The organism is Streptococcus cristatus ATCC 51100 (genome assembly GCF_000222765.1).
Classification (GTDB): domain Bacteria; phylum Bacillota; class Bacilli; order Lactobacillales; family Streptococcaceae; genus Streptococcus; species Streptococcus cristatus.
The window spans coordinates 129,280-142,639 of record NZ_AFUE01000006.1 but is presented as its reverse complement, the minus strand read 5'-3'; the positions used below and the strand labels follow the sequence as shown (position 1 = coordinate 142,639).

General features: G+C 41.2%; 14 protein-coding genes. 11 read left to right on the top strand and 3 right to left on the bottom strand.

Going from position 1 to position 13,360, the window contains the following annotated elements:
* The first annotated feature begins 6 nt into the window (after positions 1 to 6).
* The 10 genes from HMPREF9960_RS04170 (at position 7) to sdbB (ending at position 8,657) form a co-directional block, all read left to right on the top strand.
* Complete coding sequence (locus HMPREF9960_RS04170; RefSeq protein ID WP_005589792.1) at positions 7 to 705, top strand: response regulator transcription factor; 699 nt, start codon at positions 7 to 9, stop codon at positions 703 to 705.
* Positions 702 to 1,736, top strand: coding sequence for a HAMP domain-containing sensor histidine kinase (locus HMPREF9960_RS04165; RefSeq protein WP_005589793.1), 1,035 nt, complete (start codon positions 702 to 704; stop codon positions 1,734 to 1,736). The genes HMPREF9960_RS04170 and HMPREF9960_RS04165 overlap by 4 nt, the downstream gene beginning before the upstream one ends.
* A 143-nt stretch (positions 1,737 to 1,879) precedes the next feature.
* Positions 1,880 to 2,590, top strand: a complete 711-nt coding sequence (gene ccdA2, locus HMPREF9960_RS04160) for a thiol-disulfide oxidoreductase-associated membrane protein CcdA2 (RefSeq protein WP_005589794.1) — start codon at positions 1,880 to 1,882, stop codon at positions 2,588 to 2,590.
* Between the two features lie 27 nt (positions 2,591 to 2,617).
* Complete coding sequence (locus HMPREF9960_RS04155) at positions 2,618 to 2,938, top strand: hypothetical protein (RefSeq protein WP_005589795.1); 321 nt, start codon at positions 2,618 to 2,620, stop codon at positions 2,936 to 2,938.
* A 68-nt stretch (positions 2,939 to 3,006) separates the two neighbouring features.
* Complete coding sequence (locus HMPREF9960_RS04150) at positions 3,007 to 3,570, top strand: TlpA family protein disulfide reductase (protein ID WP_037586209.1); 564 nt, start codon at positions 3,007 to 3,009, stop codon at positions 3,568 to 3,570.
* Between the two features lie 15 nt (positions 3,571 to 3,585).
* Complete coding sequence (msrB, locus tag HMPREF9960_RS04145) at positions 3,586 to 4,704, top strand: peptide-methionine (R)-S-oxide reductase MsrB (protein WP_005589797.1); 1,119 nt, start codon at positions 3,586 to 3,588, stop codon at positions 4,702 to 4,704.
* A gap of 59 nt (positions 4,705 to 4,763) precedes the next feature.
* Positions 4,764 to 5,498: a response regulator transcription factor gene (locus HMPREF9960_RS04140; protein ID WP_005589798.1), complete on the top strand. Its 735-nt coding sequence runs from the start codon at positions 4,764 to 4,766 to the stop codon at positions 5,496 to 5,498.
* Positions 5,495 to 7,198, top strand: a complete 1,704-nt coding sequence (locus HMPREF9960_RS04135) for a cache domain-containing sensor histidine kinase (RefSeq protein WP_005589799.1) — start codon at positions 5,495 to 5,497, stop codon at positions 7,196 to 7,198. Before HMPREF9960_RS04140 ends, HMPREF9960_RS04135 begins: the two co-directional genes overlap by 4 nt.
* A gap of 187 nt (positions 7,199 to 7,385) precedes the next feature.
* Positions 7,386 to 8,093 (top strand): thiol-disulfide oxidoreductase-associated membrane protein CcdA2, encoded by a 708-nt coding sequence (ccdA2, locus tag HMPREF9960_RS04130; RefSeq protein WP_005589800.1) that lies wholly within the window; start codon positions 7,386 to 7,388, stop codon positions 8,091 to 8,093.
* Between the two features lie 12 nt (positions 8,094 to 8,105).
* Complete coding sequence (gene sdbB / locus HMPREF9960_RS04125; RefSeq protein WP_005589801.1) at positions 8,106 to 8,657, top strand: thiol-disulfide oxidoreductase-associated lipoprotein SdbB; 552 nt, start codon at positions 8,106 to 8,108, stop codon at positions 8,655 to 8,657.
* Positions 8,658 to 8,708: 51 nt separating this feature from the next.
* Here sdbB and HMPREF9960_RS04120 read toward each other — a convergent pair whose 3' ends face one another.
* Genes HMPREF9960_RS04120 through HMPREF9960_RS04110 form a run of 3 tightly spaced genes read right to left on the bottom strand, consistent with a single transcriptional unit; the run spans position 8,709 to position 11,521 of the window.
* Positions 8,709 to 9,941: an NAD(P)H-dependent oxidoreductase gene (locus HMPREF9960_RS04120; protein WP_005589802.1), complete on the bottom strand. Its 1,233-nt coding sequence runs from the start codon at positions 9,939 to 9,941 to the stop codon at positions 8,709 to 8,711.
* A 22-nt stretch (positions 9,942 to 9,963) separates the two neighbouring features.
* Positions 9,964 to 10,572 (bottom strand): NADPH-dependent FMN reductase, encoded by a 609-nt coding sequence (locus HMPREF9960_RS04115; RefSeq protein WP_005589803.1) that lies wholly within the window; start codon positions 10,570 to 10,572, stop codon positions 9,964 to 9,966.
* Between the two features lie 19 nt (positions 10,573 to 10,591).
* Complete coding sequence (locus tag HMPREF9960_RS04110) at positions 10,592 to 11,521, bottom strand: FAD:protein FMN transferase (protein ID WP_197711782.1); 930 nt, start codon at positions 11,519 to 11,521, stop codon at positions 10,592 to 10,594.
* 230 nt (positions 11,522 to 11,751) lie between these two features.
* Between HMPREF9960_RS04110 and nox the strand changes: the two genes are divergently transcribed.
* On the top strand, positions 11,752 to 13,131 hold the full coding sequence (nox, locus tag HMPREF9960_RS04105; RefSeq protein WP_005589805.1) for a H2O-forming NADH oxidase: 1,380 nt from the start codon (positions 11,752 to 11,754) through the stop codon (positions 13,129 to 13,131).
* The last annotated feature ends 229 nt before the right edge of the window (positions 13,132 to 13,360 follow it).

The window sequence follows — 13,360 nt, the reverse complement described above, 5'->3', positions numbered from 1 at the left end:
TGGCAAATGGGAAAGACAATTTTACTCGTTGATGATGAGATGGATATTCTAGATATTCAAAAGCGCTATCTTATGCAGGAAGGCTACCATGTTTTAGTGGCTCGAGATGGCGTGGAGGGGTTGGATCTTTTCAGAAAGAAATCTGTTGACCTGATCATCACGGACATCATGATGCCGAATATGGACGGTTATGACTTTATCAGTGAGGTTCAGTATATAGCACCTGATCAGCCTTTTCTTTTTACAACGGCTAAGACTAGCGATCAAGACAAAATTTACGGTTTGAGCTTAGGAGCAGATGATTTTATAGCCAAACCTTTTAGTCCGCGTGAGCTGGTGCTAAGAGTCAATAATATTTTGCGCCGACTTCATCGTGGAGGCGAGATCGAACAAATTGAGCTCGGTGATTTGGTGATGAATCATGTGATTCATGAGGCTCGCATCGGAGAGCATTTTTTGGAATTAACAGTGAAATCCTTTGAACTGCTCTGGATTTTAGCTAGTAATCCTGAGAGAGTTTTTTCAAAGACGGAGCTGTACGAAAAGGTGTGGCAGGAAGACTTCGTAGATGATACCAATACCCTTAATGTTCATATACATGCTCTGAGACAGGAATTGACCAAGTATGCCAGTTCAGACACTCCTGCCGTCAAAACTGTCTGGGGTCTGGGGTATAAAATGGAAGGAGCACGAGGTATAAAATGAAATTAAAAAGTTACATTCTGGTGGGGTACCTAATTTCTAGCCTACTAACGATTTTACTCGTTTTCTGGGCAGTCCAGCGAATGTTGATTGTAAAAAGTGAGATTTATTTCCTAGTTGGAATGACCTTGATTGCTAGTTTTATAGGAGCGGCAGCCAGTCTCTTTCTTTTATCGCCAGTATTTTCTTCCCTTCGGCATCTGAAAAAACAGGCTCAGAATATAGCTGACAAGGATTTTAGTACAGAGATTGACGCCAAGGGCCCTATCGAATTTCAAGAGTTAGGTCAGGCTTTTAACGATATGTCGCATAATTTGCAAGAAACGTTTGAATCGCTTGATGAAAGTGAGCGAGAAAAGGGGATGATGATTGCCCAGCTTTCTCACGATATTAAAACTCCCATTACCTCTATTCAGGCGACTGTGGAGGGGATTTTAGATGGAGTGATCGAAGAAGAGGAGCAGATTCATTACTTGACCACGATTAGCCGTCAGACAGAGCGTTTGAATAAACTGGTGGAAGAATTGGATGTTTTGACTCTTAATGCCCAGCCTCGAATAGAATCAGATGGAGAAGCTGAAATAGTCTTTCTAGACCAGCTATTGATTGAGGTCATGAGTGAATTTCAACTATTGATTGAGCAAGAGGAGCGAGACATCTACATTCAAGTGTCTCCTGAGTCAGCGAAAATTAAGAGCCATTACGATAAACTTTCCCGTATCTTGGTCAACTTGCTAAATAATGCCTTTAAGTATTCAGACCCTGGAACTAAAATTGAGGTCGTGGCTCAATTAACTGGGCAAATCTTGACAATAAGTGTAAAAGATGAAGGACAAGGTATTGCTCCTGAGGATTTGGATAAGATTTTCAAACGCCTTTATCGTGTGGAAACATCTCGTAATATGAAGACAGGCGGGCATGGTCTGGGTCTTGCTATTGCGCGTGAGTTAGCTCATCAGCTGGGTGGGGAAATAACGGTCGAAAGTCAATGTGGCCTAGGAAGCACTTTTACATTTACTCTCAACTTAACATAAATCCACAGCAATTGGTATACGTTTTCAATTCTTGATTTAGCAAAGATAAAACCAAATTCAAGTTTTTTCAAATCGATCTCCCTATTTTTAGGGGGATTTTTATTTTATACTAGAGTCAGAAAAATGATCGAGAGGTTTTTGAAATGGCAACAAGTTTTTTGTTCTTTATTTCTGTTTTTCTGGCGGGGATTCTTTCCTTTTTCTCCCCTTGTATCTTACCGCTGATGCCGGTTTATGTAGGAATTTTGCTGGATTCGGATCAGCCGAAAACAGTTCGGTTTATGGGAAAAGATATTTCCTTGTATGGTCTAGCTAAGACGCTCTGCTTTATAGCAGGTCTATCTACTGTATTTTTGGTTTTGGGCTACGGAGCTGGCGCTCTAGGGCAAGTCCTCTATGCCCCTTGGTTTCGCTATGTTCTGGGCGGGATTGTCATTCTACTGGGAATCCACCAGATGGGAATCATCAATATCCAGCAGCTGCAAAAGCAAAAGAGCATCCAACTTAAAAAGAATAGTAAAAGAAGTGATTTTCTTAACGCTTTTCTCTTGGGTATCACCTTTAGCTTTGGTTGGACGCCCTGTGTGGGACCTGTTCTGAGCTCTGTTTTAGCAATTGCTGCTTCTGGCGGTAACGGCGCTCTTCAGGGAGGCTTGCTTATGTTGGTTTATACACTTGGCTTAGCCCTTCCTTTTCTAGCCATGGCTTTGGCTTCTGGCTGGGTATTACAGCGCTTTGCCAAACTCAAACCTCATATGGGAACACTTAAAAAAATCGGTGGAGCACTCATCATTCTCATGGGAATTCTGCTTATGCTCGGAAATCTAAACGCTTTAGCGTCACTATTTGGATAAATATTATATAATTAAAGGAGAAATATCATGAAAAAAATCGCTACCCTTACAATGGCTACTCTTAGTATCTTTGCCTTGGCTGCTTGCTCCAGTCAAAAGTCAAATTCAGACATGAAAAAGATGGATGACAGCAGCATGATGAAGAAAGAGGATATGAAAAAAGACGACATGAAGAAGGAGGATATGAAAGACTCTAGCATGTCTGATGATAAGATGAAAAAGGATGACATGAAGGACTCGTCTATGATATCCGAAAGTAAGTCTGACATGAAAGATGATATGAAATCAAGCGATTCAAGCATGAAGGATGACATGAAAGATTCATCCGAAATGTCATCTGAAAAATAAAATTATCAATAAGGGTGGAAGTCGTCAGTTTTGTCGGCTTTCTCCTTATTTTGAAAGGAAAGAAAATGATAAAGAAACTATCGATTTTGACTGCTAGTCTGCTTTGTGTCGGTTTATTGGGAGCTTGCTCAAATCAGCAAATGAATTCGGAAGCTTCTAAAAATGATAAAAGTTCCATGACTAGTAAGGCAAATTCTAATCAAGCTACAAAAATGGCTAAGAACTTTAGTCTACAAGGAGTAGACGGCAAGACCTACAAGTTGTCTGATTTCAAAGGCAAGAAAGTCTATCTAAAATTTTGGGCTTCTTGGTGCTCTATCTGTCTATCCACTCTTGGAGATACCAATGATTTGGCTAAGGAGCAGGAAGGGAAGGACTATGTCGTCTTATCAGTGGTATCTCCGACCTTTAATGGAGAAAAGTCAGCAGATGATTTTAAGAAATGGTACAAGTCTTTGGACTACAAAGACTTCCCAGTTCTCATGGATACCAAGGGAGAATTGCTGAAAGAATACGGTATTCGCTCGTATCCATCTGCTCTCTTTATCAATAGTGATGGCTCACTTGCTAAAACTCATGTGGGCTATATGAGCAAGGAAGATATTGAAAAAACACTGAAAGAAATCAAGTAGAAAGGAGCAATAAACATGGAAGGCAAATGGAAGGTATTTCTGATTTTGATTGGCTTGCTTGCCTGTTTTGGTCTATTTTTCTTAATCAAGGGCTCCATGTCTATTAACTCATCTCAGGCCAATATTGAGCAAATCAAGAAAGCCTCTATGAGCAAGACAGAAGTGACCAAACAAAAGAAAGAAGATGTCAAGGAAGAGGACAAGCGGGAGATTTATCTGGCTGGCGGCTGTTTCTGGGGAGTAGAAGAGTACTTTTCTCGCGTGCCAGGTGTAATAGATGCAGTATCAGGCTATGCAAATGGTAAGGGCGACACGACCAAGTATGAATTGGTCTCCCAAACTGGCCATGCCGAGACTGTTCACATCACTTACAATGCCAAGAAAATTTCGCTAAAAGAAATTCTGCTGCATTATTTCCGCATCATTGATCCAACTTCTAAAAACAAGCAGGGAAATGATCAGGGTACTCAATATCGAACAGGTGTTTATTATAAGGACGAAGCTGATCTTGAGACTATTAATCAGGTCTTTGATGAGGTCGCAAAGAAATATGATAAGCCTTTGGCTGTTGAAAAAGAGTCTCTGAAAAACTTTATCAAGGCAGAAGATTATCATCAGGATTACCTAAAAAAGAATCCTAATGGATATTGCCATATCGATGTTAATCAAGCTGCTTATCCTGTTATTGAAGCTAGTCGCTATCCAAAGCCTAGCGATGAAGAGATTAAGGCCAAGCTCTCGCCAGAAGAATACGCAGTTACACAAAAGAATGACACAGAGCGGGCTTTTTCTAATCGCTATTGGGATAAGTTTGATGCTGGTATCTACGTGGATGTGGTGACTGGAGAGCCTCTCTTTTCATCAAAGGATAAATTTGATTCAGGCTGCGGTTGGCCGAGTTTCACACGCCCTATCAGTCCTGATGTTGCGACTTACAAAGAAGATAAGAGCTTCAACATGACACGGACGGAAGTTCGTAGCCGAGTTGGAAATTCACATCTGGGCCATGTTTTCACAGACGGTCCTAAGGACAAGGGCGGCTTGCGTTATTGCATCAATAGTTTGTCCATTAAGTTCATTCCAAAAGCTGAGATGGAGGAGAAGGGCTACGGTTATCTGTTGGATTATGTTTAAGAGCATTTTGATTGAAAATTTGCTATAATAAATCCAGTAAAAATAAGGAGTTGAATCTTGTGTATTCAATTATGATTGTAGAGGATGAGTATCTGGTAAGACAGGGGATTGCGTCCTTGGTAAACTATGAACAGTTTGGTATGCAAGTTATTGCCCAGGCTGAAAATGGAATAGAAGCTTGGCAGAAATTTCAGGAAAATCCTGCTGACATCCTGCTGACCGATATCAATATGCCACAGATGAACGGTCTCGAACTGGCCAAGCTAGTCAGAGACCAAGCTCCTAAGTGTCATATCGTTTTTCTGACGGGCTATGATGACTTTGATTATGCTCGGACGGCCATTAAGCTAGGTGCAGATGACTATCTTCTTAAGCCATTTTCCAAGGATGATGTCGAGGAGATGTTGGCCAAGGTGCAGACTAAACTTGATCAGGAACGTAAAAAAGCCCAGATTCAAAACTTGGTCGATCAGGGACAGCACTCTGAGTTGGAAGAGGCTATTCACGCGCGTCTAGCTGATTCAGAATTAAGCTTGAAAAGTTTGGCTTTCCAATTGGGATTTAGTCCGTCCTACCTAAGTGTTCTTATCAAAAAAGAATTAGGCTTGCCTTTTCAGGATTATCTGATCCAAGAGCGGATGAAAAAAGCTAAACTCTTACTCCTGACCACAGATTTGAAGATTTATGAAATAGCAGAGCAGGTGGGTTTTGACGATATGAACTATTTTTCTCAGCGCTTCAAGCAGGTGGTCGGGCTGACGCCTCGGCAGTTTAAAAAAGGAGAGGAGAAATGAAACGATATCCGCTTCTTATCCAGTTGATTGTCTATATTTTTCTGCTGGTCCTTTTACTTTTGGGGTCTGTTGGGAGTCTCTACTATCAGACTAGCTCGCAGACTATTCGGCAGCTGACAGAGCGAACGACGCGCAATAGCATGGAGCAAAGTGGGCAGTTTATTGCTTCCTATTTGCAAAAATTAAAACAAACCACCTCTACACTGAGTAAGGAAGAAACGATTCGAAAGTTTGCTCAGAATCCAGAAAGCAGCGAAAGGTCAGTTCAGGCTTTGATGAAAACCATCATTGAAACAGATCCGGATTTGGTGTCAGCAGTATTGGTTACCAAGGACGGGCGAGTGATCTCGACAGATTCTCAAATCAGTATGCAGACATCTTCTGATATGATGAATGAAAAATGGTATCAGGAAGCTATCCATACCCGGGCCATGCCTGTCTTGACTCCTGCTCGCAAAGAGTCCCTGTCATCTGAGAAGGAGAAGTGGGTTGTTTCTGTCACTCAGGAAGTAGTGGATGGAGCAGGGCAGAATCTCGGTGTTTTACGTTTGGATATCGGCTATAACAGTCTCAAAGCCTATCTGGATCGGCTTCAGCTAGGAAAGAAGGGTTTTAGCTTTATTGTCAATAGCCAGCATGAATTTGTCTACCATCCCAAGAAGAGTGTTTATTCCTCCAGTCAGGAAATGAAAGCTATGCAGCCCTATATTTCAGTCAAGGATGGTTACGCAGGCCAGAAACAAGCTTTTGTCTATCAAATTGATATCGCAGACAGCGACTGGACTTTAATTGGCGTTGCTTCATTAGAGCAATTGCAGATGCTTCAGTCACAGATGCTTTATTCTTTTATGGGACTGGGCGTTTTAGCACTCCTGATATGCTTGACTGGTATTTGGTTTGTCCTGCGTTTGTGGATTAAGCCTCTGCAGAATCTACAGGCTGTTATTCTAAAGATTGGGGCAGGTGACTCAAACCTGCGAGCAGAAGCAAAGGGTTCTCCAGAGTTGGTTGACTTGGCTCAGCAGTTCAATAAAATGCTGGACCAAATCGAACAGCTGATGGAAGCTGTCAAGACTGAAGAACAAAATGTCCGCCGCTATGAGCTCCGAGCTCTCTCAGCTCAAATCAACCCCCATTTCCTTTATAATACCTTGGATACGATTGTCTGGATGGCTGAGTTTAATGACAGCAAACGTGTTGTTGAGGTAACAAAATCACTCGCTCAGTATTTCCGATTGGCACTCAATCAAGGACACGAACAGATTGCTCTTAAAGATGAGATCGATCACGTTCGTCAGTATCTCTTTATCCAGAAGCAGCGCTATGGTGATAAGCTCCAATATGAGATTGAAGAGGATGAATCTCTAGCTGATTATAAATTGCCCAAGCTGGTACTCCAGCCCTTGGTTGAAAATGCCATCTACCATGGAATCAAGGAAATTGACAGACAGGGCATGATTCGGGTGACGTCGAAAGCAGAAGAGGGGCAACTGATACTGTCTATCTATGATAACGGCCGCGGCTTTGATCTCCAAAATTCAGTGGACAAGGCTCTCCCTCGCTTAGGTGGTGTCGGTCTGAAAAATGTTGATCAACGCTTAAGATTACAGTTCGGAGAAGACTACCATATGGAAATCGAGTCCGAACCAGATAAATTTACCCAGATTAGTCTTTATTTGCCACTAGATTCAGATGATTGAGTTCGCTATCCTTCAGTACTCCAGCCGGAAAATTTTCGGCTTTTTTTCTTGTTTAGGAGCAAAATAGTGTTTTTACAGACGGCTTCTCCGATAAATGATACAAAAATGAGGATAGTGTAGCAAAATGTGGAAAAATTTAAATCGTTTGTTATAATAATATTGAAAACACATCTTAAAGGAGGTTGGGATGGAGTCTGGTTTATTTTTTGTTTCGGTCTTTTTGGCTGGAATTCTCTCGTTTTTCTCGCCTTGCATCTTTCCCTTGTTACCAGTCTACATAGGGATATTGCTGGATGAAGAAGAGCCTAGAGAAGTCAAGTTTTTAGGCAGAAAGATCGCTTGGACTGGTCTGATCAAGACCCTGTGTTTCATTGCTGGAATTTCTTTAGTTTTCTTCCTACTAGGCTTTGGTGCAGGATTCTTAGGCAGAGTGATTTACGATGAGAAATTCCGTTATCTGATGGGGATTATCATCATTTTGCTCGGAATTCACCAGATGGAGCTGATTAATATCAGGCAGTTACAATTCCAGAAAAATGTGGAATTTAAGAAGAACAGTCGTCGGAATGATTTTCTGTCAGCCTTTTTGCTTGGTATTAGTTTCAGTTTTGGTTGGACGCCTTGTATTGGCCCTGTCCTTAGTTCGGTTCTGGCTCTAGCTGCCTCTGGAGGAAATGGAGCTATCCAAGGAGCGCTTTTAACACTGGTTTATACTTTGGGAATGGCCTTACCATTTCTCATCTTAGCTTTAGCTTCTAGCTTCGTTATGCGGTATTTTTCAAAAATCAAACCCTATATGGGGCTAATGAAAAAAATTGGAGGAGTCTTGATTATTTTCATGGGAATCCTTCTCATGCTCGGGCAGTTAAATGCTTTATCAGGAATTTTTGGATAAAAGGAGAAAAAGATGAAAAAAATTCTTTCGCTAGTTGTTGCTTCGATAGCTTTTCTGACACTATCAGCTTGTTCATCTGATGAAAAGGGGATGGATAGTCAAAGCCAGTCCAATACAAGTGTCCAATCGCAGGTTGCAGTTGGCCAGGAGGCACCGGACTTCACTCTCCAGTCGATGGATGGAAAAACTGTCAAGCTTTCTGATTACCGTGGAAAAAAAGTCTATCTGAAGTTCTGGGCTTCTTGGTGCGGACCTTGTAAGCGAAGCATGCCAGAATTGGTCGAGTTAGCTGGTAAAAAAGACCGTGATTTTGAAATATTGTCTATTGTAGCACCGGGTCTCCAAGGAGAGAAGTCTGTTGAGGACTTCCCAAAATGGTATCAAGAACAAGGCTATAAGGACGTTCCCGTCCTATTTGACACGTCTGGTGCAATCTTCCAAGCCTATCAGGTTCGCAGTATTCCAACTGAAATCCTCATTGATAGCCAAGGAAAAATTGGGAAGATTCAATTTGGAGCAATCAGCAACGAAGAAGCAGAAAAGGCCTTCAAGGAGATGAAATAAAATAAAGAAAAAGAATGGATTTGAAAATCCATTCTTTTCATTTTGTTCTGATTAAGCACTAGCGCCAGATGTTGCATCGGCATCTCCACCGCCGTGACCACCGCCAGTATCTGAAGCACCAGAAGTGGCATCGGCTGCTGCAGCTGCAGGAGCAAAAGGACCACTTCCTCCAACCAAGCGTTGACCAGTTGTTTTTAGATACCAATCTAGCCAAGGCTGGAAGTTGAAGACGATTTCGTTGATACCAGCGTAAGATCCATCAGGATAGTACATTGCTTGGTAGTTGTGGGTATTGATAACACCTGCTGGTGAACCCGGCACGATTGTACGAACGTACTCTTGATCACCATTACGAAGAACACCAACCACCCATTCCACGTTCTTCATGCGAGCAGCAGGAAGAGAGTTGTGTAGAGTTGAGAGACGACCACCTGATTGGGATGGTACACGTTTGGCAAACATAGTGTCAGGATCTTGATGAGCGTTATTATAGTAAAGGAACTGGTTGTTATCATCTGCGTAAGTCAACTCAAACGGCATAGCTTTTAAGAACATGTCGATTTGGTTAACAGTCAGGATACCATGGTCAAGCTTGACATAGGTATCGCCAGAAACAGCACCGACAGCTTTTGCAGCTTTTTCTACCCATTCTGGATCGTCAGGGTCAACTTCTGTGATGGTTGTTGCGATTGGGTTCGTGACATCTAAGTCTTCAGGAGCAATTGGTTTAGGTTTTTTCAATTTTGAGACTACCTCAACATATTTAACAAAGTTATCTAAGCAAGATTCAAGGAATTTAACAGTTCCTTCGTTTGTGATGTTGCCTTCATTATCGAAGGCTTCTTTCGCTTTACCAAGAAGGAATTCATTTCCTGGTAAAGTATAAGCATTGACACCTGGAGCATCCAAGATCTTACGCAAATGTACTTGGGCACGAGACGTTCCTTGGTCGTAGTAAGAAGCTCCTACAATCATGACAGGCTTGCTTTCAAATGGGTGAACCTCATAAGAAAGCCATTCGAGGACGCTCTTGAGAGCTGCTGTAATGGTGTGGTTGTGCTCAGGAGTGGCAATGATGACACCATCAGCGCGCGTGATGCGGTTGTACAAAAGGCGCAGCTGGAAAGATTCGTCCCATTTCTCATCTTGATTAAAGAGCGGAACTTCATCAATTTCCAAAACTTCTAATTCAAATTTCAGTTTAAATTGTTTTCTGATGAATTCTAGTAATTTACGGTTGTATGATTGGTCTGCATTTGAGCCGACAAGTCCAACAAATTTCATGTGATTCTTTCCCTTCTAGTTCTTACAATTTTTCCCAGTCAAAGTTTTCAGCTTCTTGATGAAGAAGTGCTTGGGCACTTGATAACTTTTCTGTAATTTTAACAAACAAACGGAAGTCATCAAAAAGAGCGTCCAATTTTTGAATGGTTTCGAGGTCAATCAAGTCTCCATTTTTATCGAAGGCTTGAAGTGAGTGAGAAAGTAGGAATTCAGAACCTGGCATAACAGAAGCCTTGAGCTCTGGAGAATCCAAAATTTGACGGAGTTGTAGTTGGGCGCGAGATGAACCCAAAGTTCCATAAGAGGCTCCTGTAATCATCACTGGTTTACCAAGTAATGGATAGATACCGTAAGACAACCAAGCCAAGGCACTCATAAGTACAGCAGGAATAGAGTGGTCATATTCAGGCGTTCCGATGATAACACCATCAGCAGCTTCGATTTTCGCAGCGATTTCTTTAACGATCTCTGGAACTTGCATATCAGACGGTTTGTTGAAAATAGGAATATCTTTGATTTCAATCAACTCGATTTCTGCTTTATCAGCGAAATGCTTTTGCATGTACTGAAGGAGTTGGCGGTTGGTTGATTTTTTTGAGTTTGTACCAACTAGACCGATAAATTTTAACATAGTAGGTTCCTTTCTGGATTTAGGATAAGATTTCTGGGCTGAGACCAGATGAATAAAAAATTTGATGATTTTCTGTAACAACGAAGGCTTCGATTCCATTTTCTTGTTCGACTTTCTCTAAGATGGAAGTAGGGCTCTCCCCAAATAAACGGGTCGTCCATATTTCACCATCGACGGACTTTGATGAAACAATCGTGAGACTAGCTAGTTGATTGTCAATTGGGTAGCCTGTGGTGCGGTCAAAAATATGATGATAAACCCTGCCATCTACCTGCAGTTTTCTTTCATATATTCCTGAAGTTACGACAGACTGATTCTGAACGGACAGAAGAGCTAGGTTGTTTCCACGTGGCAAGATTGGATTTTGAATGCCAATCCGCCAGCAACGATTATTCTTTTCATTTAGACCGATGGTTAAGATATTTCCACCAAGATTGATGAGGGCAGAAGTGACACCTTGTCCTCTTAAAAAAGCAGCGATTTTATCCGCAATATAACCTTTGGCAAGGGCGCCTAAGTCGATTTTCATGCCTTCCATTGTCAGAAAAACACTGGAGGCGGTTGCATCTAACTCGATACACTCAGGGTTAGTGAGTGATAGCACTTGCTTGATTTCTTTTGGACTGGGAACTTTTGCATCTGCAAAGCCAATTCGCCAAGTTTGAATCAGGGGTCCCAAGGTAATATTGAGATGACTGTCCGGAGCGAGACTATGTTTTTTTCCCAACTCAATCAACTCAAACAAATCAGGATGGACACAAACGGGATGTTTACCGGCAGCGTGATTGATTTGCATGAGCTCAGAGCTGTCATCATTTGCACTAAAGCGCTTTTCATACAATCTTAGGAGAGAAAATACCTGGTCTAAAAGACTGTCGGCATTTTCATGGAGAATCGAAATAGTGATAGTCGATCCCATTAAATGGATGGATCTAGAAATAAGATCCACTTTTATCACAACCTTCCCTATTAAATTTCTTAATCTTCTCTATTAGTATAACAGAAAGATACCGTTTTCACAATTGTAAATATATAATATTTTCAGAAAAATTGAAATTTTTTGTCCAAAATCAAAGTTATTTGTCAAATTTTAAAATAATTCTGAGCATATATCTTGTAAACGCTAACAGATACATGGTATACTAGTTTGGTAAATTAAATTTAAAGGTGGATTATTCTATGAGTAAAATCATTGTAGTTGGTGCTAACCACGCTGGTACAGCTTGTATTAATACGATGTTGGACAACTTTGGTCATGAAAATGAAATTGTGGTATTTGACCAAAACTCAAATATTTCATTCCTTGGTTGTGGAATGGCGCTTTGGATCGGGGAACAAATCGATGGTCCAGAAGGTCTCTTCTATTCTGATAAAGAAAAATTGGAAGCTAAAGGCGCTAAAGTTTACATGAACTCACCAGTTCTTTCAATTGACTACGATAACAAAGTTGTGACTGCAGAAGTTGAAGGGAAAGAGCACAAAGAGTCTTATGATAAATTGATCTTTGCAACTGGTTCAACTCCAATCTTGCCTCCAATCGAAGGTGTGGAAATCGTTAAGGGCAACCGCGAATTTAAAGCGACTCTTGAAAACGTCCAATTCGTTAAATTGTACCAAAATGCTGAAGAAGTTATTGAAAAACTTGAGGACAAGAGCAAACACCTTGAACGTATTGCCGTTGTTGGTGGTGGTTACATCGGTGTAGAACTTGCTGAAGCCTTCGAGCGTCTTGGAAAAGAAGTGGTGCTTGTGGATATCGTAGACACTGTTTTGAACGGCTACTACGACAAAGACTTCACTCAAATGATGGCGAAGAACTTGGAAGACCACAACATCCGCTTGGCACTTGGTCAAACAGTTAAAGCAATCCAAGGTGATGGTAAAGTTGAACGCTTGGTAACAGACAAAGAAACATTTGATGTGGATATGGTGGTTCTTGCAGTTGGTTTCCGTCCAAACACAGCTCTTGCTGACGGCAAGATTGAACTCTTCCGCAACGGTGCATTCCTTGTAGACAAGAAACAAGAAACATCTATCCTAGGTGTCTACGCTGTTGGAGACTGTGCGACTGTTTATGACAATGCACGTAAAGACACTAGCTACATCGCCCTTGCATCTAACGCTGTACGTACTGGTATTGTGGGTGCTTATAACGCTTGTGGTCATGAACTGGAAGGAATCGGTGTGCAAGGATCAAATGGTATCTCTATCTACGGTCTTCACATGGTTTCAACTGGTTTGACTCTTGAAAAAGCCAAAGCTGCAGGCTATAACGCAACTGAAACTGGCTTTAACGATCTTCAAAAACCAGAATTTATCAAACACGACAACCACGAAGTTGCCATCAAGATTGTCTTTGACAAAGACAGCCGCGAAATCCTTGGTGCGCAAATGGTGTCTCGTGACTCTGCAATCAGCATGGGAATCCACATGTTCTCACTTGCTATCCAAGAGCATGTAACAATTGACAAGTTGGCCTTGACAGATCTCTTCTTCTTGCCACACTTTAACAAACCATACAACTACATCACTATGGCTGCACTAACAGCTGAAAAATAATACATGAAAAGTCCCGATGAGGGACTTTTTTGTCGCTTGTTCTATCAAGTTGAATTGTCAATACAATTTGGAACAAGAAGAATAGCTGAATATGAGAATACAAGATAAATAAAAATATTATAGTAATATCGACTAGAATGCTAATTAAGAATCATTCTAATGAGTCTTAAAATTAGTTCTATTTTAGATTTTTTTGTTATACTAAGATGAAAATAAAATTTTAGAAAGT

What these genes read in the sequence shown, in the direction of transcription:
- ccdA2 (WP_005589800.1), top strand. Translation starts at nt 7,386, where the DNA reads ATGGAGTCTGGTTTATTTTTTGTTTCGGTCTTTTTGGCTGGAATTCTC.
- msrB (WP_005589797.1), top strand. Translation starts at nt 3,586, where the DNA reads ATGGAAGGCAAATGGAAGGTATTTCTGATTTTGATTGGCTTGCTTGCC.
- HMPREF9960_RS04155 (WP_005589795.1), top strand. Translation starts at nt 2,618, where the DNA reads ATGAAAAAAATCGCTACCCTTACAATGGCTACTCTTAGTATCTTTGCC.
- ccdA2 (WP_005589794.1), top strand. Translation starts at nt 1,880, where the DNA reads ATGGCAACAAGTTTTTTGTTCTTTATTTCTGTTTTTCTGGCGGGGATT.
- HMPREF9960_RS04120 (WP_005589802.1), bottom strand. Translation starts at nt 9,941, where the DNA reads ATGAAATTTGTTGGACTTGTCGGCTCAAATGCAGACCAATCATACAAC.
- HMPREF9960_RS04170 (WP_005589792.1), top strand. Translation starts at nt 7, where the DNA reads ATGGGAAAGACAATTTTACTCGTTGATGATGAGATGGATATTCTAGAT.
- sdbB (WP_005589801.1), top strand. Translation starts at nt 8,106, where the DNA reads ATGAAAAAAATTCTTTCGCTAGTTGTTGCTTCGATAGCTTTTCTGACA.
- nox (WP_005589805.1), top strand. Translation starts at nt 11,752, where the DNA reads ATGAGTAAAATCATTGTAGTTGGTGCTAACCACGCTGGTACAGCTTGT.
- HMPREF9960_RS04165 (WP_005589793.1), top strand. Translation starts at nt 702, where the DNA reads ATGAAATTAAAAAGTTACATTCTGGTGGGGTACCTAATTTCTAGCCTA.
- HMPREF9960_RS04115 (WP_005589803.1), bottom strand. Translation starts at nt 10,572, where the DNA reads ATGTTAAAATTTATCGGTCTAGTTGGTACAAACTCAAAAAAATCAACC.
- HMPREF9960_RS04135 (WP_005589799.1), top strand. Translation starts at nt 5,495, where the DNA reads ATGAAACGATATCCGCTTCTTATCCAGTTGATTGTCTATATTTTTCTG.